This window comes from Micromonospora palomenae (genome assembly GCF_007829925.1).
GTDB classification, from domain to species: Bacteria; Actinomycetota; Actinomycetes; order Mycobacteriales; family Micromonosporaceae; genus Micromonospora; species Micromonospora purpureochromogenes.
The window spans coordinates 879,011-905,983 of sequence record NZ_VIXA01000002.1 but is presented as its reverse complement, the minus strand read 5'-3'; the positions used below and the strand labels follow the sequence as shown (position 1 = coordinate 905,983).

The 26,973-nt window shown below is 72.1% G+C and carries 27 protein-coding genes and 2 tRNA genes; 16 read left to right on the top strand and 13 right to left on the bottom strand.

What is annotated here, in order from left to right:
* Nucleotides 1–310: 310 nt before the first annotated feature.
* The gene (locus FHX75_RS15245) at nucleotides 311–580 is read right to left on the bottom strand and encodes a hypothetical protein (RefSeq protein ID WP_154940539.1); all 270 of its coding nucleotides are present in this window, start codon (nucleotides 578–580) and stop codon (nucleotides 311–313) included.
* Nucleotides 581–758: 178 nt separating this feature from the next.
* Nucleotides 759–886: transfer RNA gene (locus FHX75_RS30785), tRNA-OTHER, on the bottom strand.
* 1,090 nt (nucleotides 887–1,976) lie between these two features.
* Between FHX75_RS30785 and FHX75_RS15240 the strand changes: the two genes are divergently transcribed.
* Nucleotides 1,977–2,357: a VOC family protein gene (locus tag FHX75_RS15240; RefSeq protein WP_154940537.1), complete on the top strand. Its 381-nt coding sequence runs from the start codon at nucleotides 1,977–1,979 to the stop codon at nucleotides 2,355–2,357.
* A gap of 958 nt (nucleotides 2,358–3,315) precedes the next feature.
* Complete coding sequence (locus tag FHX75_RS15235) at nucleotides 3,316–4,497, top strand: low temperature requirement protein A (RefSeq protein ID WP_246158078.1); 1,182 nt, start codon at nucleotides 3,316–3,318, stop codon at nucleotides 4,495–4,497.
* A gap of 123 nt (nucleotides 4,498–4,620) precedes the next feature.
* Here FHX75_RS15235 and FHX75_RS15230 read toward each other — a convergent pair whose 3' ends face one another.
* Nucleotides 4,621–4,989, bottom strand: coding sequence for a cyclic-phosphate processing receiver domain-containing protein (locus tag FHX75_RS15230; protein WP_246158075.1), 369 nt, complete (start codon nucleotides 4,987–4,989; stop codon nucleotides 4,621–4,623).
* Between the two features lie 561 nt (nucleotides 4,990–5,550).
* Here FHX75_RS15230 and FHX75_RS15225 point away from each other — a divergent pair.
* Genes FHX75_RS15225 through FHX75_RS15215 form a run of 3 tightly spaced genes read left to right on the top strand, consistent with a single transcriptional unit; the run spans nucleotide 5,551 to nucleotide 8,527 of the window.
* Entirely contained in the window at nucleotides 5,551–7,116 is a 1,566-nt protein-coding gene (locus FHX75_RS15225; protein ID WP_154940535.1) for a replication initiator, read from the top strand.
* Nucleotides 7,113–7,310: an excisionase family DNA-binding protein gene (locus FHX75_RS15220; RefSeq protein ID WP_154940533.1), complete on the top strand. Its 198-nt coding sequence runs from the start codon at nucleotides 7,113–7,115 to the stop codon at nucleotides 7,308–7,310. Before FHX75_RS15225 ends, FHX75_RS15220 begins: the two co-directional genes overlap by 4 nt.
* On the top strand, nucleotides 7,310–8,527 hold the full coding sequence (locus tag FHX75_RS15215) for a tyrosine-type recombinase/integrase (RefSeq protein ID WP_154940531.1): 1,218 nt from the start codon (nucleotides 7,310–7,312) through the stop codon (nucleotides 8,525–8,527). Before FHX75_RS15220 ends, FHX75_RS15215 begins: the two co-directional genes overlap by 1 nt.
* A 21-nt stretch (nucleotides 8,528–8,548) precedes the next feature.
* Here FHX75_RS15215 and FHX75_RS15210 read toward each other — a convergent pair whose 3' ends face one another.
* Nucleotides 8,549–8,842, bottom strand: a complete 294-nt coding sequence (locus FHX75_RS15210) for a DUF3349 domain-containing protein (protein WP_170285375.1) — start codon at nucleotides 8,840–8,842, stop codon at nucleotides 8,549–8,551.
* Nucleotides 8,843–8,944: 102 nt separating this feature from the next.
* A tRNA-Lys gene (locus tag FHX75_RS15205) sits at nucleotides 8,945–9,016 on the bottom strand.
* Between the two features lie 146 nt (nucleotides 9,017–9,162).
* Between FHX75_RS15205 and FHX75_RS15200 the strand changes: the two genes are divergently transcribed.
* Complete coding sequence (locus tag FHX75_RS15200; protein WP_154940527.1) at nucleotides 9,163–9,645, top strand: anthrone oxygenase family protein; 483 nt, start codon at nucleotides 9,163–9,165, stop codon at nucleotides 9,643–9,645.
* Between the two features lie 465 nt (nucleotides 9,646–10,110).
* Nucleotides 10,111–11,193 (top strand): NAD-dependent epimerase/dehydratase family protein, encoded by a 1,083-nt coding sequence (locus tag FHX75_RS15190; protein ID WP_154940525.1) that lies wholly within the window; start codon nucleotides 10,111–10,113, stop codon nucleotides 11,191–11,193.
* Nucleotides 11,194–11,283: 90 nt separating this feature from the next.
* Here the strand turns inward: FHX75_RS15190 and FHX75_RS15185 are convergent, their stop codons facing one another.
* From FHX75_RS15185 to FHX75_RS15175, 3 genes are all read right to left on the bottom strand, one after another.
* Complete coding sequence (locus FHX75_RS15185) at nucleotides 11,284–12,480, bottom strand: hypothetical protein (RefSeq protein ID WP_154940523.1); 1,197 nt, start codon at nucleotides 12,478–12,480, stop codon at nucleotides 11,284–11,286.
* A gap of 300 nt (nucleotides 12,481–12,780) precedes the next feature.
* Nucleotides 12,781–13,965 (bottom strand): GNAT family N-acetyltransferase, encoded by a 1,185-nt coding sequence (locus FHX75_RS15180; RefSeq protein WP_154940521.1) that lies wholly within the window; start codon nucleotides 13,963–13,965, stop codon nucleotides 12,781–12,783.
* A 50-nt stretch (nucleotides 13,966–14,015) separates the two neighbouring features.
* Nucleotides 14,016–14,735: a PP2C family protein-serine/threonine phosphatase gene (locus tag FHX75_RS15175; RefSeq protein ID WP_154940519.1), complete on the bottom strand. Its 720-nt coding sequence runs from the start codon at nucleotides 14,733–14,735 to the stop codon at nucleotides 14,016–14,018.
* A gap of 63 nt (nucleotides 14,736–14,798) precedes the next feature.
* On the opposite strand from FHX75_RS15175, the gene FHX75_RS15170 reads away from it, so the two are divergent.
* Together FHX75_RS15170 and FHX75_RS15165 are read left to right on the top strand one after the other, a co-directional pair.
* Complete coding sequence (locus tag FHX75_RS15170; RefSeq protein ID WP_154940517.1) at nucleotides 14,799–15,827, top strand: LuxR C-terminal-related transcriptional regulator; 1,029 nt, start codon at nucleotides 14,799–14,801, stop codon at nucleotides 15,825–15,827.
* Nucleotides 15,828–15,921: 94 nt separating this feature from the next.
* The gene (locus FHX75_RS15165) at nucleotides 15,922–17,193 is read left to right on the top strand and encodes a benzoate/H(+) symporter BenE family transporter (RefSeq protein WP_154940515.1); all 1,272 of its coding nucleotides are present in this window, start codon (nucleotides 15,922–15,924) and stop codon (nucleotides 17,191–17,193) included.
* A 357-nt stretch (nucleotides 17,194–17,550) separates the two neighbouring features.
* On the opposite strand, the gene FHX75_RS15160 is transcribed toward FHX75_RS15165, so the two are convergent.
* The 4 genes from FHX75_RS15160 to FHX75_RS15145 form a co-directional block, all read right to left on the bottom strand.
* Nucleotides 17,551–17,925, bottom strand: a complete 375-nt coding sequence (locus FHX75_RS15160) for a hypothetical protein (RefSeq protein WP_154940513.1) — start codon at nucleotides 17,923–17,925, stop codon at nucleotides 17,551–17,553.
* A 29-nt stretch (nucleotides 17,926–17,954) separates the two neighbouring features.
* Complete coding sequence (locus FHX75_RS15155) at nucleotides 17,955–18,212, bottom strand: hypothetical protein (RefSeq protein ID WP_088959360.1); 258 nt, start codon at nucleotides 18,210–18,212, stop codon at nucleotides 17,955–17,957.
* Nucleotides 18,213–18,293: 81 nt separating this feature from the next.
* On the bottom strand, nucleotides 18,294–18,755 hold the full coding sequence (gene mscL, locus FHX75_RS15150) for a large conductance mechanosensitive channel protein MscL (protein ID WP_154940511.1): 462 nt from the start codon (nucleotides 18,753–18,755) through the stop codon (nucleotides 18,294–18,296).
* Nucleotides 18,756–18,796: 41 nt separating this feature from the next.
* A complete protein-coding gene (locus FHX75_RS15145; RefSeq protein ID WP_154940509.1) occupies nucleotides 18,797–19,480 on the bottom strand; it encodes a FadR/GntR family transcriptional regulator in 684 nt (227 codons plus the stop codon).
* 121 nt (nucleotides 19,481–19,601) lie between these two features.
* Between FHX75_RS15145 and FHX75_RS15140 the strand changes: the two genes are divergently transcribed.
* Nucleotides 19,602–20,840 carry an MFS transporter gene (locus FHX75_RS15140; protein ID WP_154941976.1) on the top strand — a complete coding sequence of 413 codons (1,239 nt, stop codon included), beginning with the start codon at nucleotides 19,602–19,604 and terminating at the stop codon, nucleotides 20,838–20,840.
* A gap of 10 nt (nucleotides 20,841–20,850) precedes the next feature.
* Here the strand turns inward: FHX75_RS15140 and FHX75_RS15135 are convergent, their stop codons facing one another.
* Nucleotides 20,851–21,207, bottom strand: a complete 357-nt coding sequence (locus tag FHX75_RS15135; RefSeq protein ID WP_088959356.1) for an STAS domain-containing protein — start codon at nucleotides 21,205–21,207, stop codon at nucleotides 20,851–20,853.
* Nucleotides 21,208–21,366: 159 nt separating this feature from the next.
* Here FHX75_RS15135 and FHX75_RS15130 point away from each other — a divergent pair, with 159 nt between their 5' ends.
* From FHX75_RS15130 to FHX75_RS15105, 6 genes are read left to right on the top strand one after another with little or no spacing between them, the layout of a single operon-like run.
* On the top strand, nucleotides 21,367–22,227 hold the full coding sequence (locus FHX75_RS15130; protein ID WP_154940507.1) for an STAS domain-containing protein: 861 nt from the start codon (nucleotides 21,367–21,369) through the stop codon (nucleotides 22,225–22,227).
* Entirely contained in the window at nucleotides 22,227–22,649 is a 423-nt protein-coding gene (locus FHX75_RS15125) for an STAS domain-containing protein (RefSeq protein ID WP_154940505.1), read from the top strand. Before FHX75_RS15130 ends, FHX75_RS15125 begins: the two co-directional genes overlap by 1 nt.
* Complete coding sequence (locus FHX75_RS15120) at nucleotides 22,646–23,062, top strand: ATP-binding protein (protein WP_154940503.1); 417 nt, start codon at nucleotides 22,646–22,648, stop codon at nucleotides 23,060–23,062. Before FHX75_RS15125 ends, FHX75_RS15120 begins: the two co-directional genes overlap by 4 nt.
* Nucleotides 23,059–24,075: a SpoIIE family protein phosphatase gene (locus tag FHX75_RS15115; protein ID WP_425463513.1), complete on the top strand. Its 1,017-nt coding sequence runs from the start codon at nucleotides 23,059–23,061 to the stop codon at nucleotides 24,073–24,075. The genes FHX75_RS15120 and FHX75_RS15115 overlap by 4 nt, the downstream gene beginning before the upstream one ends.
* Entirely contained in the window at nucleotides 24,072–25,424 is a 1,353-nt protein-coding gene (locus FHX75_RS15110) for a sensor histidine kinase (protein ID WP_154940499.1), read from the top strand. The genes FHX75_RS15115 and FHX75_RS15110 overlap by 4 nt, the downstream gene beginning before the upstream one ends.
* Before the next feature lie 2 nt (nucleotides 25,425–25,426).
* Nucleotides 25,427–26,965: a SpoIIE family protein phosphatase gene (locus FHX75_RS15105; protein ID WP_154940497.1), complete on the top strand. Its 1,539-nt coding sequence runs from the start codon at nucleotides 25,427–25,429 to the stop codon at nucleotides 26,963–26,965.
* Nucleotides 26,966–26,973: the final 8 nt, after the last annotated feature.

Here is a 26,973-nt window from a genome sequence, read left to right as displayed (position 1 = left end):
CTCGATCAGGTCATGGGCGCGAACTTGAATGGCGACAGGCACGAAGATGGGCAGCTCGTAGAAAACCCGGACCCTGCCCGGCCGCCAGCGAAGCACGTGCCGATCATAGGCGGGTTACCCAGCGGATTGATCGACTCGCTCCCGCTGAAACCAGGTGGCGACATCTCGCTACAAGTTATGGGCGCTTCGTCCGGCGCGGTCCGTCCGCATCCGCAACCTCGAGCGGCTGTCCGCGCTTGACCGCTACCGGCCGCCCTGTTCCGGGCTCGTTGCTGTCACCGCTGCTGTCGACAGCTGGCCGCCCGGTTCGTCAGTCGTCCTCATCCAGCAGGCCGAACGCTTCAGGCGCGTCCTCCACGAACTGACGGTAGGGAGGCTGGAAGCTTTCCGCTCTGGCCGCGATGGCTGCGGCTAGCCGCGCCCGGTGGTCCGGCTCTAGCCCACTGAGGCGAGCAGCCGCGTCGTCGAGCTGCCGGACGGCAATGTCCGGGTGGAGTGTTTCGTCATCGCACAGTTCGAAGAACGCCAGGCACTCAAGCAGGCTGTCGAGCACCGCCGTAAAGACAGGGTCATCTGCCACGCGCGCATGCTACGGCGCTCAGCCGTTGAAGCGGAACTTAGATGGGGCCTCCCGTGAGCTGCACCAACCTGGTCGACACGCCGGTCACGCCCCGTCCTGGGCTCACATCATCGGTGGCTGGTGCCAACGTTTCACGGCGTCTTGTGCCCCGTCTGCGCCCCAGCCGGGAGACTACGAGCGGACCGGAGGGGATTCGAACCCCTGGTGGGGCATGGCACGCCAGGGGCCCCACGCGCCTTCGAGCCGCCGCGCGTGCACGGCACCCGGCATCTCAGCGCTGCAATAACCCGGCTCTGCCACCGGCCCGTCGACAGTCTGCCCTTGGCACTGTCAGCTTGGGAATCGGGTTGATCTGCACGTCACGTAGTCGTGGTGCCTGGTGGATGAGCACGGAGCGCTTGCATCCGGGATGTCCCGGGCGAACACGTGCGCCGCTGTTGACCGCTGCATCGGGCACGCATCGGGCACGACGACGTCTCTAGCTCCGACGACGCGAATAGAGGCAAACGTAGTTGAGGTAGCTCGGCGGCTGCCGTCGAGGCTTACGACCGGCGGGCGTAGTACCGGGGCGAGGCTGGTAGAGCAACCAGAGCTGATCGTCTATCCACACGTTCCCGTTGCCGGGATGGTGCACCGCGTGACCGGCGTCGCGCAGCGCTGCGACAACATCGTCCGCCGGCCAACCAAACAGATCGACGCCATCGAAGGCCACGGCGACTGGGTCGGCTGGATCGGCTGGGTCGGCTGAGCGACTCACGCCCACTGTGTCAAGGGCGCCAGGCAGCCCAGAAAACCCGAAAGTCACCGTAACGTCGCCCAGAACAAGCGCCTTGGCTGAAACTGGCGTCTCTGCCCGCACACGACACACGAACGCCTCCTGCACGTCGCCGGCGCTCGTCAGCGCCGCGATCACGTCGTGTTGAGCCATGCCAAACGCAAGTTGGCACGCTGGCACCGACAGCCGCACGCCCATCCCCGGTAGCAGGTGGATCTCCACGGGGGGAAGGATCTCATTCTTGCCGTCGCTCCTGGGCCTCAAACGCTGCTGGTGGTTACCGGTGCGCCAGCCGAGGGCACACCCAGCGGGTGAGGAACTAGACCCCTAACCTCTGCCTTGCAAAGGCCGCTCCACACAGTTGATGCTTGCTGATCAATGCCGACGACTGGTGTTGTCGTCCGGGACTTTGCTGTCCCGTACCAACGGTTGACGGCTGTTGTCGCGCGTCTCGCTGACTTCCTGCTGACTGACGACCGTCAGGGCTCAGCCCGACGGGCACCCTCGTCCAGCCCGCTCGCCTCGCCCGGTACGATCGCGAGCTTGTTCGCACTGCAGGGAGCCCATGAGATCCGCGTGCGGCCGCCCCGGCAATTCCCATGCTGAGAGTAGGTTTCGTCAATGGCATGCCGTATCAGTGAGCTCGTGCTCAAGTGCCACGACCCCGAGGTGCTGGCGCGGTTCTGGTGCGAGGTCCTGGACTTCATAGAGCTCGATCGCGAAGAGGGGGTCTACATCGAGATAGGTCCGCGCGAAGGGTTCGGCGGCCCGCAGCCGACGATCTTCCTCATCCGCAACGACGAGCCGAACAACGGGCATGCCCGGCTGCACATCGACGTCAACCCCACCGACCGCGATCAGGATGCCGAGCTCGAGCGCCTCCTGGCCGCCGGGGCCAAACTCGTCGACATCGGTCAGCCTGCGGATGCGTCCTGGCACGTCCTCGCCGATCCAGAAGGCAACGAGTTCTGCCTGCTCAAGCGCCGCCTCGACCCACTCTGACGGCCCTCGCCCAAACGATCGACGCAGCCGCCACCCCGCAGCCGCCGACAAGATCTGGCGACCCCATCAATAGCTGGGGGGCCGGGTGGATGCTCGACCCGCCCCGTGTCGCACGCGTGTTGGTGAGGCATTGACCCAGCCAGCGGAACCTCGCCATCCCGTCGCCGTCGACCCGCCCTTGTGGGAGCGGGCCGCCGTCGGGGCCGCCACGTCAAGACGGCCTTGACGCACGGACGGACGCTGGCGGTCCCGGCGGCGGTCTGCTCGGCTCGCCCCGGGTCTTCGGCGGTGGGATGGCGCTACCGCAACCACCCATGGACCGCGACCCGCCGACGGAGCCCCGGCCATCCTGGAGCCGGAGCGCCCCCGCCGGAGGCGCACTAGCCGCAACCCCGCGACCGCCGGCAGTTCGCCGACGCGGCCGGCGTGCGCTCCCTTACGCCGCGCGGGCACGTGGCCGCGCGGCCCGGCCGGCTGCCGGCCCACCCCTCACTCGTCAAGGATCTGTCGTTCTGCGGCGGCCCCCGGGCTTCCCGCTGTCCGCGCCAGCCGCCGGGCGTCAGGCGTGACGGCCGCAGAGCGATAGCGGCAGCGGCCGGCGCGCGCCCAGGCGGCGGCGCGTGCGGCCCGTTGCGGGCCGCCTTGATAGACGTACAGAAAGTCCTCCCACACAGGCCGGCAGCCGGCTGTCCGGTTTCAGGACCTGCGTGACATATCGGTATCAGGACCTGGGTGACACTCCGCCCTCTGTAGCACCGGCCCGACGCTTGGCCAAGGTCGACGAGCTAATCCGATCCAGCGGCGACGGATGGAAGGAACTCACCGGCCTCGACCGTCGCCCGTCCGTGTAACGCGGGTCGCTCGATCCAGTCCACGTCAACACGTCCGCGGTCACCGCCGCTGCCGCATGTCAGAATGCCCATAAACCCGGAGCAGAGCTGGCAGAACGGGCGAGCCGATGACGATGAGCAGGGCGGCCGAGCTGGTGCGGAAAGCCGGGGATCCACAGCGGGCTACGTTCCTGGAACTCTTCTTCGACCTGGTGTTTGTCCTCGCGCTCGCTCAGCTCTCGCGCGGCCTGGCCGAGGATCTCGGGTGGAGCGGTGCCTTCCGGACGCTGGTGCTGTTGGGGGCCATGTGGTGGGTCTGGTCCAGCACCGCGTGGCTAACCGACCGGACGGACCCGCATCGACCGGTAATCCAGGCGCTGGTCATCGCGACCATGGTCGGCAGCCTGGTGATGGCGGCCGCCGTGCCCGAGGCATTCGGCGACACGGGCCTGATCTTCGCGGGCGCCTACGTCGCCATCCAGCTCGGCCGCGGGCTCGTCCTCGTGGCCGTTCTGCGTGGCCACGAACTGCAGCGCCACGTCGTGCGCGGGCTGTTCTGGTACGGCCTGTCGGCGCTGCCGTGGATCGCGGGGGCGCTCGCGCACGGTACGGCACGTGGCGGCTTGTGGGCACTCGCGGTGGTCCTTGACCACACGGCAGGCAGAATCGGCTTCCCCACCCCGGGGGCGGGCCGTACGCCCAGCCAAGACCTTGTGATCTCGGGCGAGCACCTGTCCGAGCGCTACCGGCAGTTCTTCATCATCGCGCTCGGCGAGCTGATCCTCGTTACCGGACTGGCGCTGAGCAGCAGCGGCTTCGCGCCGGACGGGGCCGCCGCGTTCGCAGTGTCGATCGCGACCGCCGTGCTGCTGTGGCGGATCTACATATACCGCGCTGGGCAAGTCCTGGCGGAAGCGATTGCCGTGTCTGCCGACCCGGTCCGCCTCGCCCGATCGGCGTCATACGCCCACCTGGTGATGGTGGCCGGCGTGGTCGTTGCCGCCGTCGGCGACGAACTTGTCATCGCCCATCCACTCGGGCACACCCCACCGGCCTGGATCGCCGTCATCCTCGGCGGACCCGCGCTGTATCTGGCCGGGCGTGCCCGCTTCGAGCACGCGGTGTTCGGCCGCGTGTCCCGGTCCCGACCGATCGGCGTCCTTGCGCTCGCCGCCCTGACACCGGCGATGATCCCCCTGCCACCACTCGTGGTCGCCGCCGCCGCTGCCCTCGTCCTGACCGGGGTCGCCATATCCGACGCAGCCCGCGCCCGCGGACGCCCGCCCGAGCCGCCGTCACCACCCGGCTAGCCGGAAGTGTTACCCATGTCTTGAGACTGTTCTGCCACGCAGGTCCTGAGACCCGACAGGGCCGGCAGCCGGCTGCCCCGCGTCGCTTACCGCCTGCGCTACCAGCGCTTGGATGGCCCGCCGCTACTCGGCCTCGGACAGGTAGCCAACATGCGGTGATCCAGCCGCCGACCGGACCTGGTAACCCCAGCGCCGCAACGCCTGCAGAATCTTCGCAAGGCCGGCAGGGTTCGCCGAGTGGACGTACACCACGCCGATATCGAACGGGCGCTCCTCGAACGCGGCCCGCTCCAACACCTCGACAACCGGCCAGATCGTGTCGTCCCCGCCAAGGTCGTGGTCCAGCCACAGCTCGTCCAACCGCTGTCCGCGGTGTCGCTCCAGCGCCTCGATACCCGCCGTGCTAGTGCGCGCCACCTGCGCCACTCGGCCATCAACAAACGAGCGCAGGTCGTCGACCAGCACGATTCGCGGCGGCTTCTCGGTAACCACGGCACCATCCTTCGCCCAGCAGGTCAGCGCCGCCACCGCTATTGCGACCCGCATCCGGCATCGAATTACGGCGGGTTGACGTGTCGGTGCCCGGTGCTACTCTGGCGCTCGTCGAGCACGCCAGCGCGGCCTTCCTGCCGGATCGCTGGACTCGACATCGGAGATGCCGAGCGGCCTTCCTGCCGCTGATGCGGGCCACGTCCCACCGGCTCTCGATCGCACCGGCCGCTGTGCCGGTCCTCTGAATCCTTGAGCGCCCAGTACGGCCTTTCCTGCCGTCAACGATGGCCCGGATTCGTACACCCCCACGGGTGGGGACAGCCTGCGGCAACCCGCCGGATGCCGACATCCCAGGCTCCCCACCCGTGCCGGCCCACTCATCAGGTCCACGAGCGCGAAAGGACCCGACCCATCGGCGGAAGTGGCATCACCACGATTCCGTCCTCCGGCGTCAGCCGCCCTCTCGGCGGTGCCAGGAGACACGACGAACACCACCAGCGGACCCACGTCCACGGCTGGTGGTGCTTCGTCTCCCGTCCCTGCCACCCCCTGGAGCAAGTCGTGTCCACCCCGCTCACCCTGTACCGGCCCGGCCTCGCCGCCGGCCGAGACGCCCAAGCCCTGCATCGCGGCGCCACGCCGGAGTTCTCCGGCTGGCTGGAGCACACCCGCCCCGCCGGCGGCTGTGCCCGCCCGATCCGTCTCACCGGCACGATCGTCGCCGTCGACGCCGGCACCGGCCGCATCACCAGCCGGCTGCACACCGACGAGCTGCCCGACCAGGCGCTCTACAAGGCGTGCGGCAACCGCCGCGAATCGCAGTGCCCGGACTGCGCCTGGGTCTACCAGGGCGACGCCTACCAGGTCGTCCGCTGCGGCCTGACCGGCGGTAAGGGCGTCCCTCCATCGGTTGGCCGGCATCCGATCGTTTTCGCCACCTTCACCGCGCCGTCGTTCGGCGCGGTCCACCACCGGCGCGTCCCCCGCCATACCTGCGCCGCCCGGCAGCGCTGCGACTGCCGTCCCGCTCCCTGCCGCGCCCGGAGCAGCGCTGGCACCTGCCCGCATGGGCAGCCCGCGGCGTGCTTCGCCCGCCACGACGCCGACGATCCGCGGCTCGGGCAGCCGCTGTGCCTGGACTGCTACGACCACGGTCACCAGGTCGTCTGGAACTACTTCTCCGGCGAGCTGTGGCGGCGCACCAAGCAGGCGATCGATCGCCATCTCGCTGCGCTGTGCCGGCGACGCGACATCCCCTTCGTTCGGGTCGTCACCGCCTCGGGCAAGGTCCGCTGGGTGCCGCCCGTGCGGGTGTCCCACGGCAAGGTCGCCGAAATGCAACGCCGCGCCGCTGTCCACTTCCACGTCCTGCTGCGCCTCGACGGCGTCGACCCCGACGACCCGGACGCTCTCGTGCCGCCGCCGACCGGCATTACCGCCGACGACCTGGAGGAAGCCGTCCACGCCGCCGCCTCCCAAATCACCGTCACCACACCCCCACACCTTGACCAGCCGCACGGCTGGCTGATCGCCTGGGGCGAGCAGGTCGACGTCCGGCACATCAACAGCGCCAGCGGCGAACTGACCGACGCCAAGGTGGCCGCCTACCTCGCCAAGTACGCCACCAAGGCCACCGAAGCCACCGGCCACCAATCCACCCGACTCACCCCCGCCACCATCGACGACTACGCCGACCCCGAAGGCGACCACACCGCCCGCCTTATCGACGCCTGCTGGCACCTCGGACGCCCCATCCACACCAACGCGACTGGTGGCGCCGGAACAGCTGGCGACCGTCAAGACAGCCTTGACAGCAAACCCAACGTCTACGGCGGGTTGCGCCGCTGGGCTCACATGCTCGGCTTCGGCGGCCATTTCCTCACCAAGGCCCGCCGCTACTCGGTCACCTTCGGCCTGCTCCGCGACACCCGCGCCACCTACCGCCGCACCGAAGACGACGAACCCGCAGGCACGATCAGCGTCGGCACCCTCACCTACATCGGGTCCGGTTGGCTCACCGAAGGCGACGCGCTGCTCGCCAACACCGCCGCCCGGCAGCGACGCGAGAGCAGACGCATCGGCCGGGAAGAACTCGCCCACGAGGCGTGGCTGGGGGTGGCGGCATGACCAGGAACCTCGCTCCGCGCTGGTACTCGCCCGCCGAGGTCGCTGTCCTGCTCGGCTTCGGCATCTCCAAGGTCAAGATGAAGATCGCCACCGGCGAACTGCGCTCCATCAAGGACGGCAAGTACCGCCGCATCCTCCCCGAATGGGTGGACGACTACATCCGCGACCAGGTCGAACGCCAGGAGGCCGCCTGATGCCCGGACGCGCCCGAGCCAACGGCGAAGGCTCCATCTTCCCCTACCGCAACGGCTTCGCCGCGTACGTCTGGGTGGAGAAGGCGGACGGCAAGCGCGGCCGGAAGTGGGTCTACGGCAAGACCCGCGAGGAGGTCCACGACAAGTGGATCAAGTTGCACGGGCAGGCGAAGGCCGGCCCGGTGGCGACGCGCTCCGCGACGGTGCGGGAGTACGCCGGCTACTGGCTGCGCGAGATCGTCAAGCCGAACCTCGCCCCGGGCAGCTACGTCACCTACGAGGTGGTGGTCCGGCTCTACCTCGTGCCGGGGCTGGGCCGGAAGCGACTCGACAAGCTCCGGGTCAGCGACGTCCAGACCTGGATCAACGAGGTCGGGCGGACCTGCCAGTGCTGCGCGCAGGGCAAGGACCAGCGGCGGAAGCCCGCCCAGCGTCGCTGCTGTGCGCTCGGCCGTTGCTGCCAGGATCTTCCCTCGGCAACCAGCGTCACCCACCTGCGGACCGTGCTCCGGACGCTCCTGTCCCAGGCGATCACCGAAGGGCTGATTACCCGCAACGTCGCGTCCCTGGTGAAGCTGCCACCGGTACGCAAGCGCAAGCGGAAGGCGTGGACGAGCGACGAGGCGCGGCGTTTCCTGGAGTCCGCCCGCGCCAACGACGACCCGTTCTACGCCGGGTCCGTCCTGGTCCTGGTCCTCGGTCTGCGCAAGGGTGAGATGTTGGGACTCACCTGGGCGGACGTCGATCTCGACGCGGGGGAGTTGACCATCGACCGGCAACTCCAGCGGGTCGGTGCCGAACTGCTGCACCGGGAAACGAAGACGGCAACCTCGGACGCCACCCTGCCCCTGCCGGACATCTGCACCGTGGCGCTCGACCGCCGCCGTACCGCGCAGACCGCCGCCCGGGGCGCCGCGGGTCCGGCCTGGCAGCCCTCCGACCTCGTCTTCACCACCCGTTACGGCCGGCCGGTCGAGCCGCGCAACTTCAACCGCTTCTGGGACCGGCGTTGCGACGCAGCCGGCGTCCGGCGCATCACCGTCCGGGACGCCAGGCGTACCTGCGCCTCTCGGCTCGCCGACCTCGACGTGCATCCTCGGGTGGCAATGCAAATCCTGCGACATGCGCAGTTCGCCATCACGATGGAGATCTACCCGGTGGTGTCCTCGGCAGCGACGCGTGAAGCACTTAAGCGCCTGGGGGAGTCCTTGCGGTGACGCTGCGGAGGCGTGACCGCGTTACTCCTGAGTCTCCCCGTCATCGGCCACATATCCGGCTGAGGCCAGCAGTTCGCGCACCCTCTCGACGTCGGATGCTGGCGGCCGCTTCGGCCCTGCGGCGGCCAGAGTGGCATCGTGGTTGACATCGACAGCGTGACCGTGGATCAGCTCAGCGACGACGTCGGCGAGGTTGCGGTCAGAGAAGTCGGGCCACAGCACGACGAGCAGAGGAAGATAGTCCTCGTCAGGCACCCCGTCGGGATACGCCCTACGCAGGATCTCAAGTTCACGTGCGAGATAGGGCGGCAGCACACGAGCCAGTGTCGCACGAGCTAACGGCTGTACTTTGCTGCTGTATCGGCCCCGATCGCGGCACCAGCGACCGCGAGTCAGGGCCGCTGACCTGCAGAGAAGTGGGCCGCCAGGGACTCGAACCCTGAACCTATGGATTAAAAGTCCACAGCTCTGCCATTGAGCTAGCGGCCCCGAGCCCTCAGGCTACCGGACCTTGGCCGGCGAGGCCTTCCGGCTTCCGGCCGCCCGTCGATGCCCCGCGCACCCAGACGCCCACGCATGCCCCCGAGCCTCTCGACCATGGTCAACAGGGGGCGCACCGGGTGAGGCTGACAGGCATGAGAACGATCACCCTCGCCGCCGCCACCGGAGTCACCGGACTCATGGCGGGGCTCTTCTTCGCGTACTCGTGTTCGGTCATGCCGGGCCTGGCCGCGGTCGATGACCGGACCTTCGTCGGAACCATGCAGTCGATCAACCGGCGGATCCTCAACGGCTGGTTCCTGGCGGCCTTCCTCGGCGCGGTGCTGCTGATCGCCCTGGCGGTGGCGCTGCACCTCACCGCCGGCGGCCCGGTGCTGGCCTGGACGATCGCCGCGCTGGTGCTCTACGGCGCGACGCTGCTGATCACCATGCGGTGCAACGTGCCGCTCAACGACCGGCTGGACGCCGCCGGGCCGGTGGACCAGATCGCCGACCTGGCGGCGGTGCGGGAGAGCTTCGAGGCGACCTGGGTGCGGTGGAACCTGGCCCGCACGGTCACCAGCGTCGCCGCCTTCGCCTGCCTGGTCGCCGCGCTGGTGTCCCGGCGCGCCGGCTGATCGACCCCCGGGTCGGCGAGGTGGCGGTGTCCGGGTGGGTGGGACGGCGCGATGTCGGCGATACGGAGTCGATCAACCGGGCGGGTCTGAAACGGCGGGAGGGGGGAATCGGGACGGGATGAGGATGAGCAGCACCCCGGCTGTGGCGGCGTCGAGCGAGGAGATCGGGCCGGACGGGGCACGGGTGCCGGGCGGTGAGGTGCACGCCTGGCAGCCCGGCCAGAACTCCACCGTCTGCGGGCTCCAGCTCAGCCGCACCCGGCTGCGCCGCTTCCCGCACGTGCCGTTCGACTACACCTCGACCGACGTGCTCACCGAGGCCGACCCGGTCGGCTTCATCTGCCCGCGCTGCCTGGCGCCGCCACCCAGGGCCGCCGCAAGCAGGAGAAGGCCTGGGTACGCCAGTCGCCGCGCCCCTGACCGTTGCGGGGGTTGGAGTCCGGTTCAACGGGTACGGCAGCCCGCATGCGGATCGTCATCGTGGGTGCCAGCGGCAACGTGGGGACTGCGCTCCTGCGCCGGCTGCGCCCGGAGCCGGGGCTGGAACTGGTCGGCGTGGCCCGGCGGCTGCCCGGCCCGGACGCCGGTGAACCGTACGACCGGGTGGAGTGGCACTCCTGCGACATCGGGGCGCCGGGCGCGGACGGGAAGCTCGCCGCGCTCTTCGCCGGGGCCGACGCCGTCGTGCACCTGGCCTGGCAGATCCAGCCCAGCCACGACCAGCGCACGCTCTACCGGACCAACGTCGGTGGCAGCCGCGCGGTGATCGACGCCATCGTCCGGGCCGGCGTTCCCAGCCTGGTGTACGCCTCGTCGGTCGGCACGTACGCGCCCGGCCCGAAGGACCACCCGATCAGCGAGCGCTGGCCTGCGACGGGAGTACCCGGATCGTCGTACAGCCGGGACAAGGCCGAGGTGGAGGCGATGCTCGACCGCCTCGAATCCGAGCACCCGACCGTGCGGGTGGTGCGGCTGCGGCCCGGGCTGATCTTTCAGCGCGACGCGGGCACCGAGATCAGCCGGTACTTCCTCGGGCCGCTCGCCCCGGTCCGGTTGCTGCGCTTCGGGCGCATCCCGGTCGTACCCGCGAACCGCCGGCTGCGGATGCAGGCGGTGCATGCGGACGACGTCGCCGACGCGTACGCCAGGGCGGTTCTGGGTGAGGCGCGCGGCGCCTTCAACGTCGCCGCGGACCCGGTGCTGACCCCGGAGCTGGTGGCCCGGCACTTCAAGGGCTGGACGATCCCGGTGGCCGCCCCGGTGTTGCGCGCCGCCGCCGCGCTGAGCTGGCGGTTCCGGCTGCAACCCGTCGACGCCGGCTGGGTGGGGCTGGCCCTGAACGCGCCGCTGATGTCCAGCGAGCGCGCCGAGACCGAACTCGGCTGGCACCCGAAGGTGGACGCCGTCACCGCCCTGAAGGACCTCTTCGCCGGCATGGCCGCCCGCGCGGGCACCACCGCCCCACCCATGTCCACCGCCCCCGACCTGCCCGGCCGCCCCGCCGGCCTCCTCAAGGCCCGCACCCCCGGCCACGGCAACCCCTACTGATCGGTCCTTCCACTCCGCTCCCGTTGATCATGAAGTTGTTGTCACGACTCGCCGGTGCGGCGGGCAACAACTTCATGATCGACGGGCGGGTCAGCTCAGGCGGGAGGAGGTGATCGTGGGTGGGCGGGCGCCGAGGAAGAAGATGCCGGGGAGGCCCTGGGTCTCGAAGCCGTCGCTGGGGTTGCGGCGCAGGGTCGAGCGCTCGATCTTCATAGTGCCGGTGCGGTTGTTGCTGACGAAGAAGATCGCTCCGCCGCCCTCGTTGGCGTGGTTGTTCTCGATGAGGGTGCCGGCGATCCGCACGGTGAACTCGTTGCCGTCGCAGTAGATCGCGCCACCGCTGCCGCCACCGGGGGTGCCCGCCTTGGCCGGGTTGGCGCCGCTGCCGACCGCCTTGTTGCCGGTGAAGACGCTGTTCAGCACCGTCCAGGAGACGCCGATGCTGCTCAGTGCCGACCCGTTGGCGCAGACCCCACCGGTGAAGGTGCTGTTCACCACGTACACCGGCTTGTTGTCGTACTGGCTGAGCACCCGCAGCGCCGCGCCGCCCAGGTCGGGGCCGGTCCGGTCGCAACGGTTGCCGGTGAAGCGCGAGTTGACCACCTTGACCCGGCCGCCGCGTACGAAGATCGCGCCGCCCCCGCCGCCCTCGGCTCGCTCGCCGGTGGAGTTGCCGTCGGCGAAGGTCAGGTTCTGCACGGTGAGCTGCGGGTGGTCCTGGTTCTGGCAGTGCGACGTGGTGAAGCCCTGCGCAGGGTCGCAGGTGTTCATGTAGAGGATGCGCCGCTCGCCCCCGCCGGAGAGGGTGACCTTGCCGCCGCCGTCGAGCACGATCCGCGCCCCGACCTTGTTACGGACCTTCGCGGTGGCCTTCATCCGGATCGTCACCGGGTCGGGACCGCAGTCGAAGGTGATGATCCCGCCCGCCGCGACCGCCCGCACCACCGCCTCCGAGGTGCAGCTCGCCGGGGTACCCGTGCCCACTGTCCTGGTCGGACGGGAGGTGTCCACCGCCCGCGCCTCGGCCGGGACCGTGGCGCCGCCGTTCGGGTTGCCCGCCCGCAGTGGTGAGCCGGCGGTTTTCGACGGCTTCGGGGACGCGCTCCTTCCCGGCCCGCCCAGGCCGCTGCGGGCCGGAGGTCCACCAGACGGGCTCACCGTCGGGGCGGTCGCCTCCACGGTGGACCGCGCGACGGGGGCCGCGCCGTCCCCGCTTCCGCCGCAGGCGGGCAGGGTGGCGGTGGCGACACCGAGGGCGAGCAGGCAGACAAGGGATCTCACGCGCACCCGCCGATGCTAGAGGCGCGCGCAGTCCGCGGCGATTCCTCTGCCCAGGCTTAACCCACCGCTAAACCGCGCTCCGCCGATTGATCCACTCGCCTCGCCGGCCGTGAGGCGGCAAGGGCGCGGCGGGGTCGTGTGCTGCGTTGCCCGCGCGGTTGGTCCACGCGCTTTGCGGCGTGTCGCGGTATCCCCGCCTCGGGAGAGCGCGACACGCCGCAAACAAAGTGGATCACGCTTTCTCTGAATCTGCGCGGATCTTGACGCCTGGTGCGGGCGCCCGGCGGCGCGGGGTCCGGGAGGGGGTTAGAAGTCGGCGAAGAGGTAGGGGAGGTGGCGGGGGAAGAGGCGGCGCAGTTCGGCTGCCGCGTCCGGGCCGATCGAGCCCAGCCCTCGGACGTCCACCTCGGCCGGGTCCAGGACCCCGTACGCGAGGGCGGAGAGCCCGGTGGCGGTGAGCGTCGCCGACGGCGCCGGGCCGCCGCTGGTCAGCTCCAGGTGGCCGGTGGTGCCGTCGAGCAGGTGGGTGCCGGCCAGCCAGCGGTCGCCGACCAGCTCGACCCGGACCCGGCCCGGTCCGGCGGGGAGGCCGGCGAGCGCGTCCAGGGACAGCAGGCGGGCCATCGGGGCGGGTGAGCCCGGGCGGGAGACCCGCGCCTCGACGTGTACGGCCAGGTCGGTCAGCCAGAGTTCGGGCAGCTCGTCGGCGGGGACCTGGAGGGTGATCCGGTCGACCTGGTCGACGTGCCGGGCGAGGAACTGCAACAGCAGCGCCCGGGCGTACGGGTCGGTGACGAGCAGGTCGTCGCCCTGCAGCTCGCCGCCGTGGTCGTCGATGCGGTAGGTGAGCGCGCCCAACGTCGTACCGTCGATCCGGGCCGTGACCAGCCAGCGGTCGTCGCGATCGCGCAGCCCGACGGCGCGGAACTCCGGGAAGATCGCGAAGCCGTGCCGCTCCCGAACGCAGCGTTCGGTGAACGCCCGGTAGCCGGCGTAGCCGGCGCCGATCCGCTCCCAGGTCACCTCGCCGGGCAACTCGGCCCGGAGCAGCGGGTCCAGGTCGGCGGGGGAGAACCGGGCGGTCCGCGCCCGGGGCAGCCCGACGTAGCCGAAGCGCTCGTAGAAGCCGGCCCGGAACGGGTACAGCGCGGTCAGCGGGTGCCCCTCGTCGCGCATCTCGTCGAGGAGTTGGTGCAGCAGCGCCCGGACGTGACCCCGTCGACGGGCCAGCGGGTGGGTGGCCACCCCGGCCACGCCGGCCATCGGCAGCACCCGCCCGCGCAGGTTCTGCCGCATGGGGATGGCGCTCGCCGCCGCCTGCGTCTCCCCGCCCTCGTCGACGACGAGCGTCCGGTTGCCCTTGTTGTACGGCAGGTACCGATGGAACGCCTCCACCCGTTCGCTGCTCAGCGGGGACGCCTCGAAGGCGTACGCCTGGAGCGGGAAGCTGGTGGTCAGGCGTTCCTCGGCGGCCAGGCGACGGATGAGCATCCGTCCATCCCAACCCGACCGGCGGTCCGCCGCAACCCGATTGGTCCGGTTCAGCCCTCCGTCAGGTCGGAGACGACCACGGTGACGTTGTCCGGCGCGCCGGCCTGGTGGGCGAGCTTGACCAGCTGTTCGCCGCAGAGCTGGCGGTCGCCGTACGTGGTCAGCGCGGCGTGGATCGCGGCGTCCTCCACGTAGTCGGAGAGGCCGTCGCTGCACAGCAGCAGCCGGTCGCCGACGAACATGGTCAGCACCCCGATCGCCGGTGGGGCGTCCGCGCCCTGCACGGCGCGGGTCACCAGGGACCGCTGCGGGTGGTGCCGGGCCTGGTCGGGGGAGAGCGCGCCCTGGTCGACCAGCGCCTGCACGAAGGTGTCGTCCCGGGTGAGCTGGGTCAGTTCGCCGTCCCGCAGCAGGTAGCAGCGGGAGTCGCCGACCTGGGCGAGGACCAGCGTGTCCCCGGCGAGCAGGCCGGCGGTCAGCGTCGTACCCATGCCGTCGCGGGTCGGATCGGCGGAGATGGCGGCGCGGATGCGTTGGTTGGCGGTGGCGACCACGGCGCGCAGCGCCTCGGCGGCCTCGTCGGCGACGGTCGGCGGGACCAGCTCGTCCAGGATGCGGATGACGATCTCGCTCGCCACCTCACCGGCGGGGAGCCCACCCATGCCGTCCGCGACCGCCACCAGGCGGTCACCGGCGAGGGCGGAGTCCTCGTTGTTGGTGCGGACCAGGCCGACGTCGTTGAGGATGGCCGAGCGGAGGATCAGCGTCATGCCACCAGCTTGCCAAGAACACCCTTGATCCGTCTCTACGCACTAGTGCGTAGGGTGGCAGAAATGATGCCGGTGTCCATGGTCGGACGCGCCGGCGAGCGTGCCGAGCTCGACCGGGCGTGGTCCACCCTGGTCGAGGCGGGCCGTCCCTCGCCCGCCGTCACGGTGATCACCGGGGCGGCCGGGGTGGGCAAGAGTCTGCTGGTCGCGGCGGCCGTGGAGGGCTTCTCGCCCCACCCGGCGGTGGTCCTGTCCGGCGCCGCGCGGCTGCACGACCCGGCCCCGTACGACTGGCTGGCGGCGGTGCTCAGCGGCCGCGACACCAGCGGTCTCGATCTGCCGCCGGACGCGCTGGCCTGGCTCGCCCAGCAGCCCACCGCGCCGCGCGAGCGCTACGCCCCCGGCACCCTGCTGCGGCTGGCCGTGCGGACCGTTCGGCGGCTGGTCGGCGCCGGCCCGGCCGTGCTGGTGGTGGAGGACCTGCACGCCCTCGACCCGGCCAGCCTCAACCTGGTCGGTGAGCTGGCCACCGCCGGTGACCTGCCGGCCCTGCTGGTGGTGGCGAGCCGGCCGCCGGCCGACGCGGTCGCGCCGGACCTCGCCGTCCGCGTCCTGTCCCGGCTCTGCGGGGTACGCGGCGCCGTGCGCCAGCACCTCGGCCCGCTCGGGGTGGCCGAGGTGGCTGAGGTGCTGACCCAGGTGTACGAGGGCACCCGCCCCACCGACCGGATCGCCACCGCCGTCTGGCGACGCACCGGCGGCAACCCGTACGCGCTCACCGAGCTGCTCGCCGCGCACGCCGGCCGGGGCCTGGAGGCGTTGGCCGAGCGGCCGCTGCCGGAGCACCTGCGGCCGCCGGCGCCGCGCCCGGCCGCCCCGCCCGACGCCGAGCTGACCGGCCGGGAGGTGGAGGTGCTCGGCTGCCTGGTCGCCGGGATGTCCAACAAGCAGGCGGCCCGCGCGCTCGGCATCTCGGTCCGCACGGTCACCGTGCACGTGTCGAATCTGCTGCGCAAGACGGGCTCGGCGTCGCGCACGGAGGCGGCGCTGTGGGCGGTGCGGCACCGCGTTCCGTCCCGCCCGCTGGGCTGAGCGGCCCGCTCCCGGCTCGTGGGCGGGTCGGTGGAGGGGCGCGGCCTGCTGGTGGGCCGCCGCTAGGGTGGCCGCGACGACGGGGGGTGCGGTGATGGCGGGACGGCTGCAGCCGGTGCTGGCCGGCGTGGTGACCGCCCTGGTCGGCTTCGCCAGTTCGTTCACGGTGGTGCTGGCGGGGCTGCGGGCGGTCGGCGCCGACGAGGCCCAGGCCGCCTCCGGCCTGCTCGCGGTCAGCGTGGCGTCCGGGCTCTGCGCCCTCTGGCTGGGACTGCGGCACCGGATGCCGATCGCGATCGCCTGGTCCACCCCGGGCGCGGCGCTGCTGGTCGCCACCGGCCCGGTTCCCGGCGGCTGGCCCGCGGCGGTCGGCGCGTTCCTGCTCTGCGGGGTGCTCATCGTGGCGGCGGGTCTCTTTCCCGTGCTGGGTCGGGCGGTCGCCGCGATCCCGGGCCCGGTGGCGGCGGCGATGCTGGCCGGGGTGCTGCTGCCGCTCTGCACCGCCCCGGTGCGGGCGCTGGTCGAGGTGCCCCGGCTGGCCGTACCGGTGATCGTCACCTGGCTGGTGCTGCACCGGTTCGCCCGGCGCTGGGCCGTGCCGGCGGCGCTGGTGGTGGCCGCGGTGACGATCGCGCTCACCTCGCCGGCCGGGGGCGTCGGCGGGTTCCGGCCGGTGGTCGAGCTGACCGCGCCGGTATTCACCGTGCCGGCGCTGGTCGGGCTGGCGCTGCCGCTCTTCCTGGTCACCATGGCCGCCCAGAACGTCCCCGGTACGGCGGTGCTGCGCGGCTACGGCTACCAGCCGCCGCTGACCGCGGCGCTGCGGGTGACCGGGCTGGCCAGCGCGCTCGGCGCGCCCCTCGGCGGGCACGCGGTGAACCTCGCGGCGATCAGCGCCGCCCTGGCGGCCGGGCCGGACGCCCACCCGGACCCGGAGCGGCGCTGGATCGCCTCGGTCACCGCCGGCCTGGGGCTGGCGCTGCTCGGGCTGGGGGCGGGGGTGGCGACCGCGCTGGTGCTGCTCTCCCCGCCGGTGCTGATCGAGGCGGTGGCCGGGCTGGCGCTGCTCGGCGCGCTGGCCGCGGCGGTCGCCGCGGCGGTCGCCGAGCCGGAGAGCCGGGAGGCGGCGGTGGTGACCTTCGTGGTCACCGCGTCGGGGGTGAGCCTGCTCGGGGTGGCCGGCGCGTTCTGGGGCCTGCTCGCCGGCTGGCTGATGCTGCTGCTCTTCCGCCGGCGTGCCGCGTCGCCGCCGGCCGGCCCGGCCGCCCCGGCCACGGTGCCGGCGCCGTCGGACGGGAGCGGGTCGGACGGGAGCGGGTCGCATCCGGCCACGCCGGCCGAGGTCGGCGAGGTCACGAGGCGCTGACCGTCACGTCCACCGCCATCACCCGCAATCGCACGCCGGAGACGTGCCGCTCGACGGTCGCCGCGAACTCCGTCGCCCGGTCCAGGGTGTCGTTCGCGGGCCGCGCATGTCCGGCCGCCGGAGCGTGGCGCCCGGGGCTGCTGGCGCGTGTCGGGGCGGGGCCGCCTCGGGTGCCGAGTGCCTACCGAACTGGCTGTCGACCTGATGACGTAAACGACTCACGGGGTGTCGGACGCCGAAGACCAGCCTTGAGTCGTCCACGTCATCAGGTCTGTAGCGCGTCGACCACACCTGTGGTGGGTCGCGTCAGCCGAGGAAGCCCGATCGTCACGTCCCCACGTCACCACGACTGGGCGGTTACTCCTCCGGGGGGAGGTCGCCGACGCCGACGCCGAGGCGTACCTGGCCGTCGGTGACGGCGGCGATCTGGTCGGCCAGCACGTAGACCGCGCCGGTGCGGGCCAGCTCGGTGGAGACCTTGAGATAGCCGGTACGCAGCAGCCGGGCGGCGAGGTCGGCGGGCACGTCCGGCTCCTCCACCGCGGCCGACTCGATCAGCTCGTCGAGGCTGCCGCCCGGGTCGGCGGTCGGCGCCTGCACGGTCACCGCGTTCGGGTCACCCCGCTGCACGAGGTCGACGGTGCCGACGTCGACGCCGGCCGTGTCGATGACCCGCATGCCGGTGGTGACCCGGGAGATGGCCGCCTGCTGCTCGGTGCCCTGCTGCTTCATTCCCGGGCGGTTCCCGGGCCGGCGCGCCGCTAAACGCCGGTGCTCGGCGGGGCCCAGGCGCTCGGCGGGCGCGGGGAGAGTTCCCGCCAGCCGTCGGTCCCCTCCAGCAGGGCCCGGACGGTCTCCTCGGCCTCCTCCGCGCTGCCGTACTCGTAGAACTGGGAGACGCCCTCCGCACCGCCGGCCCGCTGCTCGACGTGCCAGCGGTCGGCGTCCACCCGGAGGAAGACGTCCCGCCGGGCCAGCCGCCCCCATTTGCCGTTCCACCAGTGCTTGCGCTGTTCCATGGCCGGACTCTATCGAACATGTGTACGACACGGGACGGCCCCTGTGGGATTCCCACAGGGGCCGATGTGCATGTGGTCGCGTCAGCGCGGCGCGGGCGGCTCCGTACGCCGACCGAGGACGTCGTCCAGCGCGCCCCGCTGCTGCCCGGGGGTGGTGTGCCCGGCGGCGACCAGGGCGTCCCGGATCTCGGTCAGCAGCTTGACCTCCTCGCTCGGCGCCGAGGGCGGCGGCTCCTCGCCCCGCTTGCGGCGCTCCGCGAGCCGGTTCATCGGGAAGACGACGAGGAAGTAGAGCACCGCCGCGGTCAACAGGAACGTGATGAGCGCGTTGATGAACCCGGCCCAGTCCATGAAGTTGCCCTGACTGATTTCCCAGGCGCCGGCGAACTGGTCCTCGCCGCCGCCAACCAGCTTGATGATCGGCTTTAGGAACGAGGTCGTGAAGGCGGTCACCACGCCCGTGAACGCGGCACCGATGACGACGCCGACCGCGAGGTCGACGACGTTGCCGCGCATGATGAAGTCTTTGAAGCCCTTGAGCATCCGTACTCCCGTGCTGTCCGGTTTTCGAGGTCCGGCACAACCTATGCCCCGGAGGGCGGCTCCAGAAAAGCACCGGCCTCGATCGCCGCGCGGGCCGGATCGCCGTCCCGGATCGCGGCGACGAGCCGACCGTGGTCGACGTACCGCTCGGGTTCCAGCGCGTCCCCCATGGCGTGCGCGACCGTGCTGCGCAGCGCCGTGCCGACCGAGGCGTAGAGCTCGGCGAGCATGCCGTTGTGGGCGGCGGCCACCACCGCCGTGTGCAGCGCCGCGTCGGCCTCCACGAACTCCGCCACCCGGCCCGAGCGCCAGGCGGCCTCCCGGGTGGCGAGCGCGGCGTCGAGCGCCGCCAGGTCTTCCGGGGTACGGCGCAGCGCGGCCAGCCGGGCGGCCTCCACCTCGAAGGCGCGCCGGACCTCGATCACCTCGGCCATCCGGTCGTCGGTGAGCCGGCGGGCCACCACCGGGGCCAGTTCGTCGGTGGAGACCACGTACGTCCCCGAGCCCTGCCGGCACTCCAGCACCCCGGCGTGCACCAGCGCGCGGACCGCCTCGCGGACGGTGTTCCGCCCCACCCCGAGCGCGGCGACCAGCTGCGGTTCGGTCGGGATGCGCCCGCCGACCGGCCACTCGCCGCCCAGGATCCGCTCCCTGAGCTGCTCGATCGTCTGGCGTACCCGGTGGCCGCGCGGGGGCACGGCGACGGAATCGACGGTGGGTGTCACCGGTTACACCTGCTGCCGAAATTCATCCCATGATTGTAGGTTCGAGGTCATGACCCCGCCACCCACCTGCACCGAGGCCGAGGCCCCCGTCGCCGACCCGGGCGCGCGCACCGCCGACGTGATGCCCGGGCCCGCGCCGGCCGCCGTCGCGCCTCCGGCCGGCCGGCCCTCGGCGGCCCGCGGCGGTGCGCTGGTGCTGGTCGGGATGCTGCTGGTCGCGCTCAACCTCCGCGCCGCGGTGACCAGCCTGGGCGCCCTCCTCGACGAGGTGCGCACCGGACTGGCGCTCTCCGGCACGATGGCCGGTTTCGTCACCACCCTGCCGACGATCGCCTTCGCCGGTCTCGGCGCGCTCACCCCGTGGCTGGTCCGCCGCTACCCGCCGGCCCGGGTGCTCGTGGTGGCGATGCTCGCCCTCACCGTGGGGCAGGTGCTCCGGGTGGCCACCGACTCCGCGCTGGTCTTCGTGCTCACCAGCGCGCTCGCGCTGGCCGGCATCGCGGTGGCGAACATCCTGCTGCCGATGCTGGTCAAGCAGCACTTCCCGCACCGCACCGGGCTGGTCACCGGGGCGTACACGATGGCTCTGACGGTGGGCACGACGGTGGCCGCCGCCTCCGCGGTGCCCGTCGCGCACGCCTTCGGCTCCTGGCGGGCCGGGCTCGGCGTCTGGGCCGGGCTGGCCGCGGTGGCCGTACTCCCGTGGGTGCCGCTGGCGCTGCGGGCCCGCGCCGCCCGGCGGGCCGCGGCCCCGACGGCGGCCCCCGCCGCGCGGGTGCGGATCCGGCCGGAACGCACCCGGCTCGGCTGGGCCATGGCGGTCTACTTCGGCGCGCAGTCGCTCAGCGGGTACGCGATCATGGGCTGGCTGGCCCAGCTCTTCCGCGACGCCGGCTACCGCCCCGAGGCCGCCGGACTGCTGCTGGCCGGGGTGACCGCGCTCGGCGTGCCGGTCGCGCTGGGAATGCCGACCCTGGCCGGCCGGCTGCGGACGCTACGACCGCTGGTGCTGGCGCTGACCGCCTTCTCCGCGGCCGCGTACCTCGGTCTGGCCCTGGCGCCGCACGGCCTCGCGCCGCTCTGGGTCCTGCTGCTCGCCCTGGGTCAGGGCGCGTTCCCGCTGATCCTGACCACCATCGGCCTGCGCGCCCGGACCGCCGAGGGCACCGTGGCGCTGTCCGCCTTCGCGCAGAGCACCGGGTACGTGATCGCCGCCCTTGGGCCGCTGCTGGTCGGCATCCTCTACGAGGCGACTGGGGGCTGGACGGCCCCGCTCGGGTTCCTGGTCGCCGCGCTGGCCGTGCAGACGACCGCAGGCATGGTGATCGCTCGTCCCCGCTTCATCGAGGACGAGCGCTGAGGAGAACCGGTCAGGAGGAGGCCGGTGTCGGGTCGCCCGCCACGGCCTGCTCGACCGTCGGGTACGTGTGCAGCACCTCGACCAGACCGCTGACCTCGAGGATGCGCAGCACGCCGCGCTGTGGAGCGGCCAGCCGGACCACGCCGCCGGCCTCGTCGCAGCTGTTCTTCGCGCGCACGAAGACCGACAGGCCGGTGGAGTCGCAGAACGACACGTCGGCCAGGTCGAACACGAGACGGCTGCGGCCCTTGTCGAGCAGGTCGGTGATCTGGTCCTGCAGCTGCGGTGCGGTCGCCATGTCGAGCTCGCCCGCGACCGAGACGACGACCACGTCGCCGCGCTGTTCCGTGTGCACCGTCAAGGACATTCGGACCTCCTGTTATCGGTGGAACGGTATCCCACGAACGCCCGAACACGCAGAACGGGAGTGTGATCCGGTGTGCCTGATCATTTCTTTGCCTCGTGGCAAGTACCGCGCCAGTCGGCGGTGATAGAGTCCGGCCGGCCCAGCTCAGAGGAGGTAACCATGGCGATGACCACGGAAGAGGGTGACCGGCTCGCCGGCCTGCTTACTGAGCATGCCGAGCGGATCGTCCAGCGCTGGACGGAGCTGGTCGCGACCTCGTTGCGTGGCCGGCTCAGCCAGGCGGAACTGCGCCTTCAGGTGCAGGAGTTGCACCGTAGCATGATCAATGCGGGTGCCCGGGGGCTCGCGGACATTTCCTCCGAGTCGGCCGCCGAACTGCGGGCCGTGCTCGGTGAGCTGTCGCGCAACCGGGCCCGGCAGGGCTTCTCCGCCACCGAGACCGCGGTCAGCATCTACGCGCTCAAGGAGGTGCTGGTCGAGCTGGCCGACGGCGGCGACGGCGCGCTGTCGCTGCGCGACGTCCTCGCCTTCAACGGCGTGGTCGACCAGATGGGCCTGTCCACCTTCGAGACGTACGTGCAGGCCCGCGAGGGCCTGATCGCCGACCAGGCCGAGCAGCTGCTCGAACTCTCCACCCCGGTGGTCAAGATCTGGGACGGCGTGGTCGCCGTGCCGCTGGTCGGCACGCTCGACTCGGCCCGCGCCCAGGTGGTGATGGAGCGGCTGCTGCAGACCCTGGTCGACACCGGCTCGCCGTACGCGATCATCGACATCACCGGTGTGCCGGCCGTCGACACGCAGGTCGCCCAGCACATCCTCAAGACGGTGGTGGCCGCCCGGCTGATGGGTGCCGACTGCATCATCTCCGGCATCCGGCCGCAGATCGCCCAGACCATCGTCGCCCTCGGCATCGAGTTCGGGGACATCGCCACCAAGGCCAGCCTCGCCGACGCGCTGCGGCACGTGCTGCGGCTCACCGGCGTCGAGACCGCTCGCCGCCACCCGCGCCGGGAGGCGTGATGGAGCGGGTGCCGATCCTGAAGATCGGCGACATCCTGCTGGTCTCCATCCAGATCGACATGTCCGATCAGACGGCCGTCGCCCTCCAGGAGGATCTGGCCGAGCGGATCGTGGCCACCGGCTCCCACGGCGTGATCATCGACATCACGGCGTTGGACATCGTCGACTCCTTCGTCGGGCGGATGCTCTCCACCATCGCCTCGATCTCCAAGGTGCTCGACGCCGAGACGGTGGTCGTCGGGATGCGTCCTGCGGTCGCCATCACGCTGGTCGAGCTGGGCCTGTCGCTGCACGGCATCCGGACCGCGCTGAACGTCGAGCGCGGAATGGAGCTGATCGCGGCGAGCCGGGCGGACGACGACCGCGGGTTCGACGACGATCCGGAGGACGTGGAGTCGGGAACGGCGGCGACATCACCATGACCGCGGGCGTCGACCTGGGCCCGAAGGAACAGGCGATCGGCAGCGACGAGGACGTCGTCCGCGTCCGGCAGCTGGTGCGTACCGTCGCGGTGGCCGCCAAGCTCTCCCTGGTCGACCAGACGAAGCTCGTCACCGCGGCCAGCGAACTGGCCCGCAACACGCTGATCTACGGCGGGGGCGGCGGTGCCGAGGTGACGGTGGTCGAGGACGGCCGGCGCCGGGGCGTACGGGTGGTCTTCGCCGACACCGGCCCCGGCATCCCCGACCTCGACCTCGCGCTGACCGACGGCTACACCACCGGGGGCGGCCTCGGGCTGGGCCTCAGCGGGGCCCGACGCCTGGTCGACGACTTCGACATCCAGACCGTTGTCGGCGAGGGCACCCGGATCACCGTCACCAAGTGGTCCCGGTGAACATCCACGCTGTTCCCGACCCCGGCAGCTGGTTCCGGGTCGAGAACAGCAGCGCCGCCAGCTCCGCGCGGCGGGCCGCCGAACGCCTCGGTGAGCAGCTCGGCCTGCACCCCGACCGGGTCGCCGAACTCGCCATCGTCGCCGCCGAGCTGACCAGCAACCTGGTCAAGCACGCCGAGGAAGGGTTGCTGCTGCTGCGGCCGGTCCGCGACGGCGACCACGCCGGCGTGGAGCTGATCGCGATCGACTCCGGCCCCGGCATGACGGACCTGACCGTCTCCTCCCGGGACGGCCACTCCACCGCCGGCACCCTCGGCATCGGCCTGGGCGCGATCAGCCGCCAGGCCAGCTGGTACGACGCCTGGTCCTGGCCGGGCAAGGGCACCGTCCTCGCCGTGCAGGTGTGGCCGAAGGCCGCGCCGGCGCGCCCCGCCTGGGCGGCCGGGCTGACCCGGCCGATCAGTGGCGAGCAGGTCAGCGGCGACGGGCACGCCGTACGGGTGGCCGAGGGTCGGTACCAGGTGCTGGTCTGCGACGGCCTCGGGCACGGGGCACTGGCGGGCGCGGCCACCGACGCCGCACTGGCCGCCTTCCGTACCGCGCCGGCCGCCCCGCCCGCCACCGTGGTGCAGCACCTGCACCGCGCGATGACGCACACCCGGGGCGCGGCCCTGGCCGTGGCCGAGCTGGACCAGTCGGCCGGCGTGCTCCGGTACGCCGGGCTCGGCAACATCACCGGCGTCGTCCTCGGGGCCGCCGACGAGCGGCGGGGCCTGGTCTCGCTGCCCGGCATCGCCGGTCACCAGCGACCGTCCGTCCGGGAGTACGACTACGCCTTCCCACCCGAGGCGACCCTGGTCATGCACAGCGACGGCGTGGTCGACCGGTGGCGGATCGGCGACTATCCCGGGCTGACCGGGCGATCTCCGCTGGTGCTCGCCGCGACCCTGCTGCGGGACGCCGGCATCCGCCGCGACGACGCCTGCGTCCTGGCGGCGAGGACACCGGCATGAGCGCCGGCGAGCCGCTGCTGCAGATGGCGCTGCGGGTGGAGCAGGACATCTTCCTCGTCCGCCAACGCGGCCGGGAGGTCGCCGCCGCCGTCGGTCTGGAGCACCAGGACCAGGTCCGGCTCGCCACCGCGCTCAGTGAGGTCGCCCGTGACCTGCTGCGTACCGTCGGCGGCGCGGACGTCGCCTTCCACGTGGTGCACGGACCGGACGGTCGCCGCGCGCTGCGTGTCGACCTCACCCCGGCCAGCCCCCTGCCCGGCGGCCGGTACGAGCCCCAGTCGGGCGCCGTGGCGCATTTGGTGGACACACTGGGTGTGACCAGCGAGGAGGGGGATACGGTCGTGAGGATGTCCCGACGTGTCCCGGCCGCCGCCCAGGCGCTGACCGAGGCGCGGCTGGCCGAGCTGCGCGCCGAGCTCGGGCACAGCGCGCCCGGCAGTGCCCTGGACGAGCTCGCCACCCAGAACGAGCAGCTCATCGCCGCGCTGGACGAGGTCCGCAGCCAGCGCGACGAGCTGGCGGTGCTCAACGCCGAGCTGGAGGAGACCAACCGGGGCGTGATGGCGCTCTACACCCAGCTCTCCGAGGAGCTGGAGGAGACCAACCGCGGCGTGGTGGCGCTCTACGCCGAGCTGGACGAGAAGTCGGCGCAGCTGCGGACGGCGAGCGAGTCGAAGAGCCGCTTCCTGGCCAACGTCAGCCACGAGCTGCGCGCCCCGGTGACCGCGATCATCGGGTTGGGGCGGCTGCTCACCGACTCCGCCTCCGACCCGCTCACCCCCGAGCAGTCCGAGCAGGTGGAGCTGATCCGGGCCTCGGCGGCCGACCTGCTCTCCCTGGTCAACGCCCTGCTGGATCTGGCCAAGGCGGAGTCCGGGCGGATCGAGCCGGAGTGGGCCGACGTCGACCTGCGGGCGGTCTTCGGCCAGCTGCGCGGCACGCTGCGGGCGCTGACCAACCGGTCGGCCGTCGAGCTGGTGGTGGAGGAGCCGCCGGCGCCGGCCGTGCTCCGCTCGGACGAGGTGCTGCTTTCCCAGGTGCTGCGCAACCTGCTGCACAACGCGCTCAAGTTCACCGAGCGCGGCGAGGTGCGGATGACCGCGCAGCGGGACGACGAGCGGTGGCGCCTGTCGGTCTCCGACACCGGCGTCGGCATCCGCCCCGAGCTGCACGAACGGATCTTCGAGGAGTTCTACCAGGTGCCGGGGGCCAGCCGGGTCGGCGGCACCGGCCTCGGCCTGCCGTACGCGCGGCGGTTGGTGACCCTGCTCGGTGGGACGCTGGAGCTGACCAGCGAGCCCGGCCGGGGCAGCACCTTCACCGTCGTCCTACCGGCGAGCGGAGCCTGACGATGGTCGGCGACCAGGCGACGGTGCTGGTGGTCGACGACAGTCGCACCAAGCGCTACCTGCTGGTCAGCTGGCTGACCCGGGCCGGCTTCGTGGTCCGTGAGGCGGAGACCGGCACCGAGGCCCTGGAACGGGTCGCCACGGACCCGATCGACCTGGTGGTGCTCGACGTACGGCTGCCCGACCTGAGCGGCTTCGACGTCTGCGAGCGGATCAAGGCGGACCACCCGGCGATGCCGGTGATCCACGTGTCCGCGCACGCGGTCGACGTGGTGGACCGGACGCAGGGGCTGACCCGGGGCGCGGACGCCTACCTGGCCGAGCCGATCGAGCCGGAGGAACTGGTCGCCACCGCCCACGCGGTGCTGCGCTACTACCAGGCACGGCAGCGCGCCGAGCTGCTCGCCGAGCGACTCACCGGGCTGGCCGACACCACCGTCGCGGTGCACGCCGCCCCGAGCTTCGCCCGCCTGCTGGAATCCGCGGCGGCGGGCGCGGCCGACATCTTCAAGAGCCCGGCGGCGGTGATCGCCGAGACCTTCGACGGCGACTGCCTGGCCGGGATCGCCACCGGACCGGGCGCGAAGCCGACGATCGTGCCCTGGGTGGTGGACGACGCCGGCGTACCGACCGGGGCCACCGTACGGGTGAACGACCCGGCCGAGTGGGGCCTGGTCTCCTGGCCGGCGGGGGACACGGTCACCGTGGCCGCCGCCCGGCTGCGCGAGGACCGCGCCCCGCTCTACGTGGTGGTGCCGTCCGCGACCCAGACCGCCCGCACGCCGGTGCTGGTGCAGCTCGCCCAGGCGGTCGCCTCGGCGGTGGAGGCGCAGCGGTCGTTCGACGAGGAGCACCGGATCGCCGTCACCCTGCAACGGAGCCTGCTGCCCCGGCGGCTGCCCGAGGTCGCCGGACTGGACCTGGCCGTCCGGTACGAGCCGGCCAGCGCGCAGACCGAGGTGGGCGGCGACTTCTACGAGCTGGTCATGCTCGACGGCCACCTGTTGGTGGCGATCGGTGACGTGGCCGGCCACTCGCTGCACGCCGCCACGGTGATGGCCGAGCTGCGGCACGCCGTGCGGGCGTACGCGGTGGAGGGGCACCAGCCGGGGGTGATCCTGGACCGGCTCAACGAGCTGATGCGCACGCTGCTCCGCAACGAGCTGGCCACCCTCTGCATCCTGCTGCTGCACCCGCCCAGCGGTCGGATCCGGCTGGCCAGCGCCGGGCACCTGCCGGCGTTGGTGAGCGTCGACGGCCGGGTGGACTTCGTCCAGCAGTCGGCGCCCCTGCTGGGGGTACGGGCCGAGCGCCCCGACGACCTGGAGTTCGTCCTGCCGGCCGGCGCGACGCTGGTGCTCTACACCGACGGCCTGATCGAGCGTCGGGACGCCACCATCGACGAGGGCCTGGCCGCGCTGGCCGCGTGTGCCGCCCGGGTGGACGACGACCTCGACCGGTTCTGCCACCGCCTGCTGGTCGAGCTGGCCCCGCCGGAGATCCACGACGACGTCGCCGTGGTGGCCGTCCGCCGCCGCTGACCGCACGG

Excerpts from the sequence above, each read along its gene's own strand:
- FHX75_RS15240 (WP_154940537.1), top strand. The coding sequence starts at position 1,977 with ATGGCATGCCGTATCAGTGAGCTCGTGCTCAAGTGCCACGACCCCGAG.
- FHX75_RS15235 (WP_246158078.1), top strand. The coding sequence starts at position 3,316 with ATGACGATGAGCAGGGCGGCCGAGCTGGTGCGGAAAGCCGGGGATCCA.
- FHX75_RS15220 (WP_154940533.1), top strand. The coding sequence starts at position 7,113 with ATGACCAGGAACCTCGCTCCGCGCTGGTACTCGCCCGCCGAGGTCGCT.
- FHX75_RS15215 (WP_154940531.1), top strand. The coding sequence starts at position 7,310 with ATGCCCGGACGCGCCCGAGCCAACGGCGAAGGCTCCATCTTCCCCTAC.
- FHX75_RS15200 (WP_154940527.1), top strand. The coding sequence starts at position 9,163 with ATGAGAACGATCACCCTCGCCGCCGCCACCGGAGTCACCGGACTCATG.
- FHX75_RS15190 (WP_154940525.1), top strand. The coding sequence starts at position 10,111 with ATGCGGATCGTCATCGTGGGTGCCAGCGGCAACGTGGGGACTGCGCTC.
- FHX75_RS15180 (WP_154940521.1), bottom strand. The coding sequence starts at position 13,965 with ATGCTCATCCGTCGCCTGGCCGCCGAGGAACGCCTGACCACCAGCTTC.
- FHX75_RS15175 (WP_154940519.1), bottom strand. The coding sequence starts at position 14,735 with ATGACGCTGATCCTCCGCTCGGCCATCCTCAACGACGTCGGCCTGGTC.
- FHX75_RS15170 (WP_154940517.1), top strand. The coding sequence starts at position 14,799 with ATGATGCCGGTGTCCATGGTCGGACGCGCCGGCGAGCGTGCCGAGCTC.
- FHX75_RS15165 (WP_154940515.1), top strand. The coding sequence starts at position 15,922 with ATGGCGGGACGGCTGCAGCCGGTGCTGGCCGGCGTGGTGACCGCCCTG.
- FHX75_RS15160 (WP_154940513.1), bottom strand. The coding sequence starts at position 17,925 with ATGAAGCAGCAGGGCACCGAGCAGCAGGCGGCCATCTCCCGGGTCACC.
- FHX75_RS15155 (WP_088959360.1), bottom strand. The coding sequence starts at position 18,212 with ATGGAACAGCGCAAGCACTGGTGGAACGGCAAATGGGGGCGGCTGGCC.
- mscL (WP_154940511.1), bottom strand. The coding sequence starts at position 18,755 with ATGCTCAAGGGCTTCAAAGACTTCATCATGCGCGGCAACGTCGTCGAC.
- FHX75_RS15140 (WP_154941976.1), top strand. The coding sequence starts at position 19,602 with ATGCCCGGGCCCGCGCCGGCCGCCGTCGCGCCTCCGGCCGGCCGGCCC.
- FHX75_RS15135 (WP_088959356.1), bottom strand. The coding sequence starts at position 21,207 with ATGTCCTTGACGGTGCACACGGAACAGCGCGGCGACGTGGTCGTCGTC.
- FHX75_RS15130 (WP_154940507.1), top strand. The coding sequence starts at position 21,367 with ATGGCGATGACCACGGAAGAGGGTGACCGGCTCGCCGGCCTGCTTACT.
- FHX75_RS15125 (WP_154940505.1), top strand. The coding sequence starts at position 22,227 with ATGGAGCGGGTGCCGATCCTGAAGATCGGCGACATCCTGCTGGTCTCC.
- FHX75_RS15120 (WP_154940503.1), top strand. The coding sequence starts at position 22,646 with ATGACCGCGGGCGTCGACCTGGGCCCGAAGGAACAGGCGATCGGCAGC.
- FHX75_RS15110 (WP_154940499.1), top strand. The coding sequence starts at position 24,072 with ATGAGCGCCGGCGAGCCGCTGCTGCAGATGGCGCTGCGGGTGGAGCAG.
- FHX75_RS15105 (WP_154940497.1), top strand. The coding sequence starts at position 25,427 with ATGGTCGGCGACCAGGCGACGGTGCTGGTGGTCGACGACAGTCGCACC.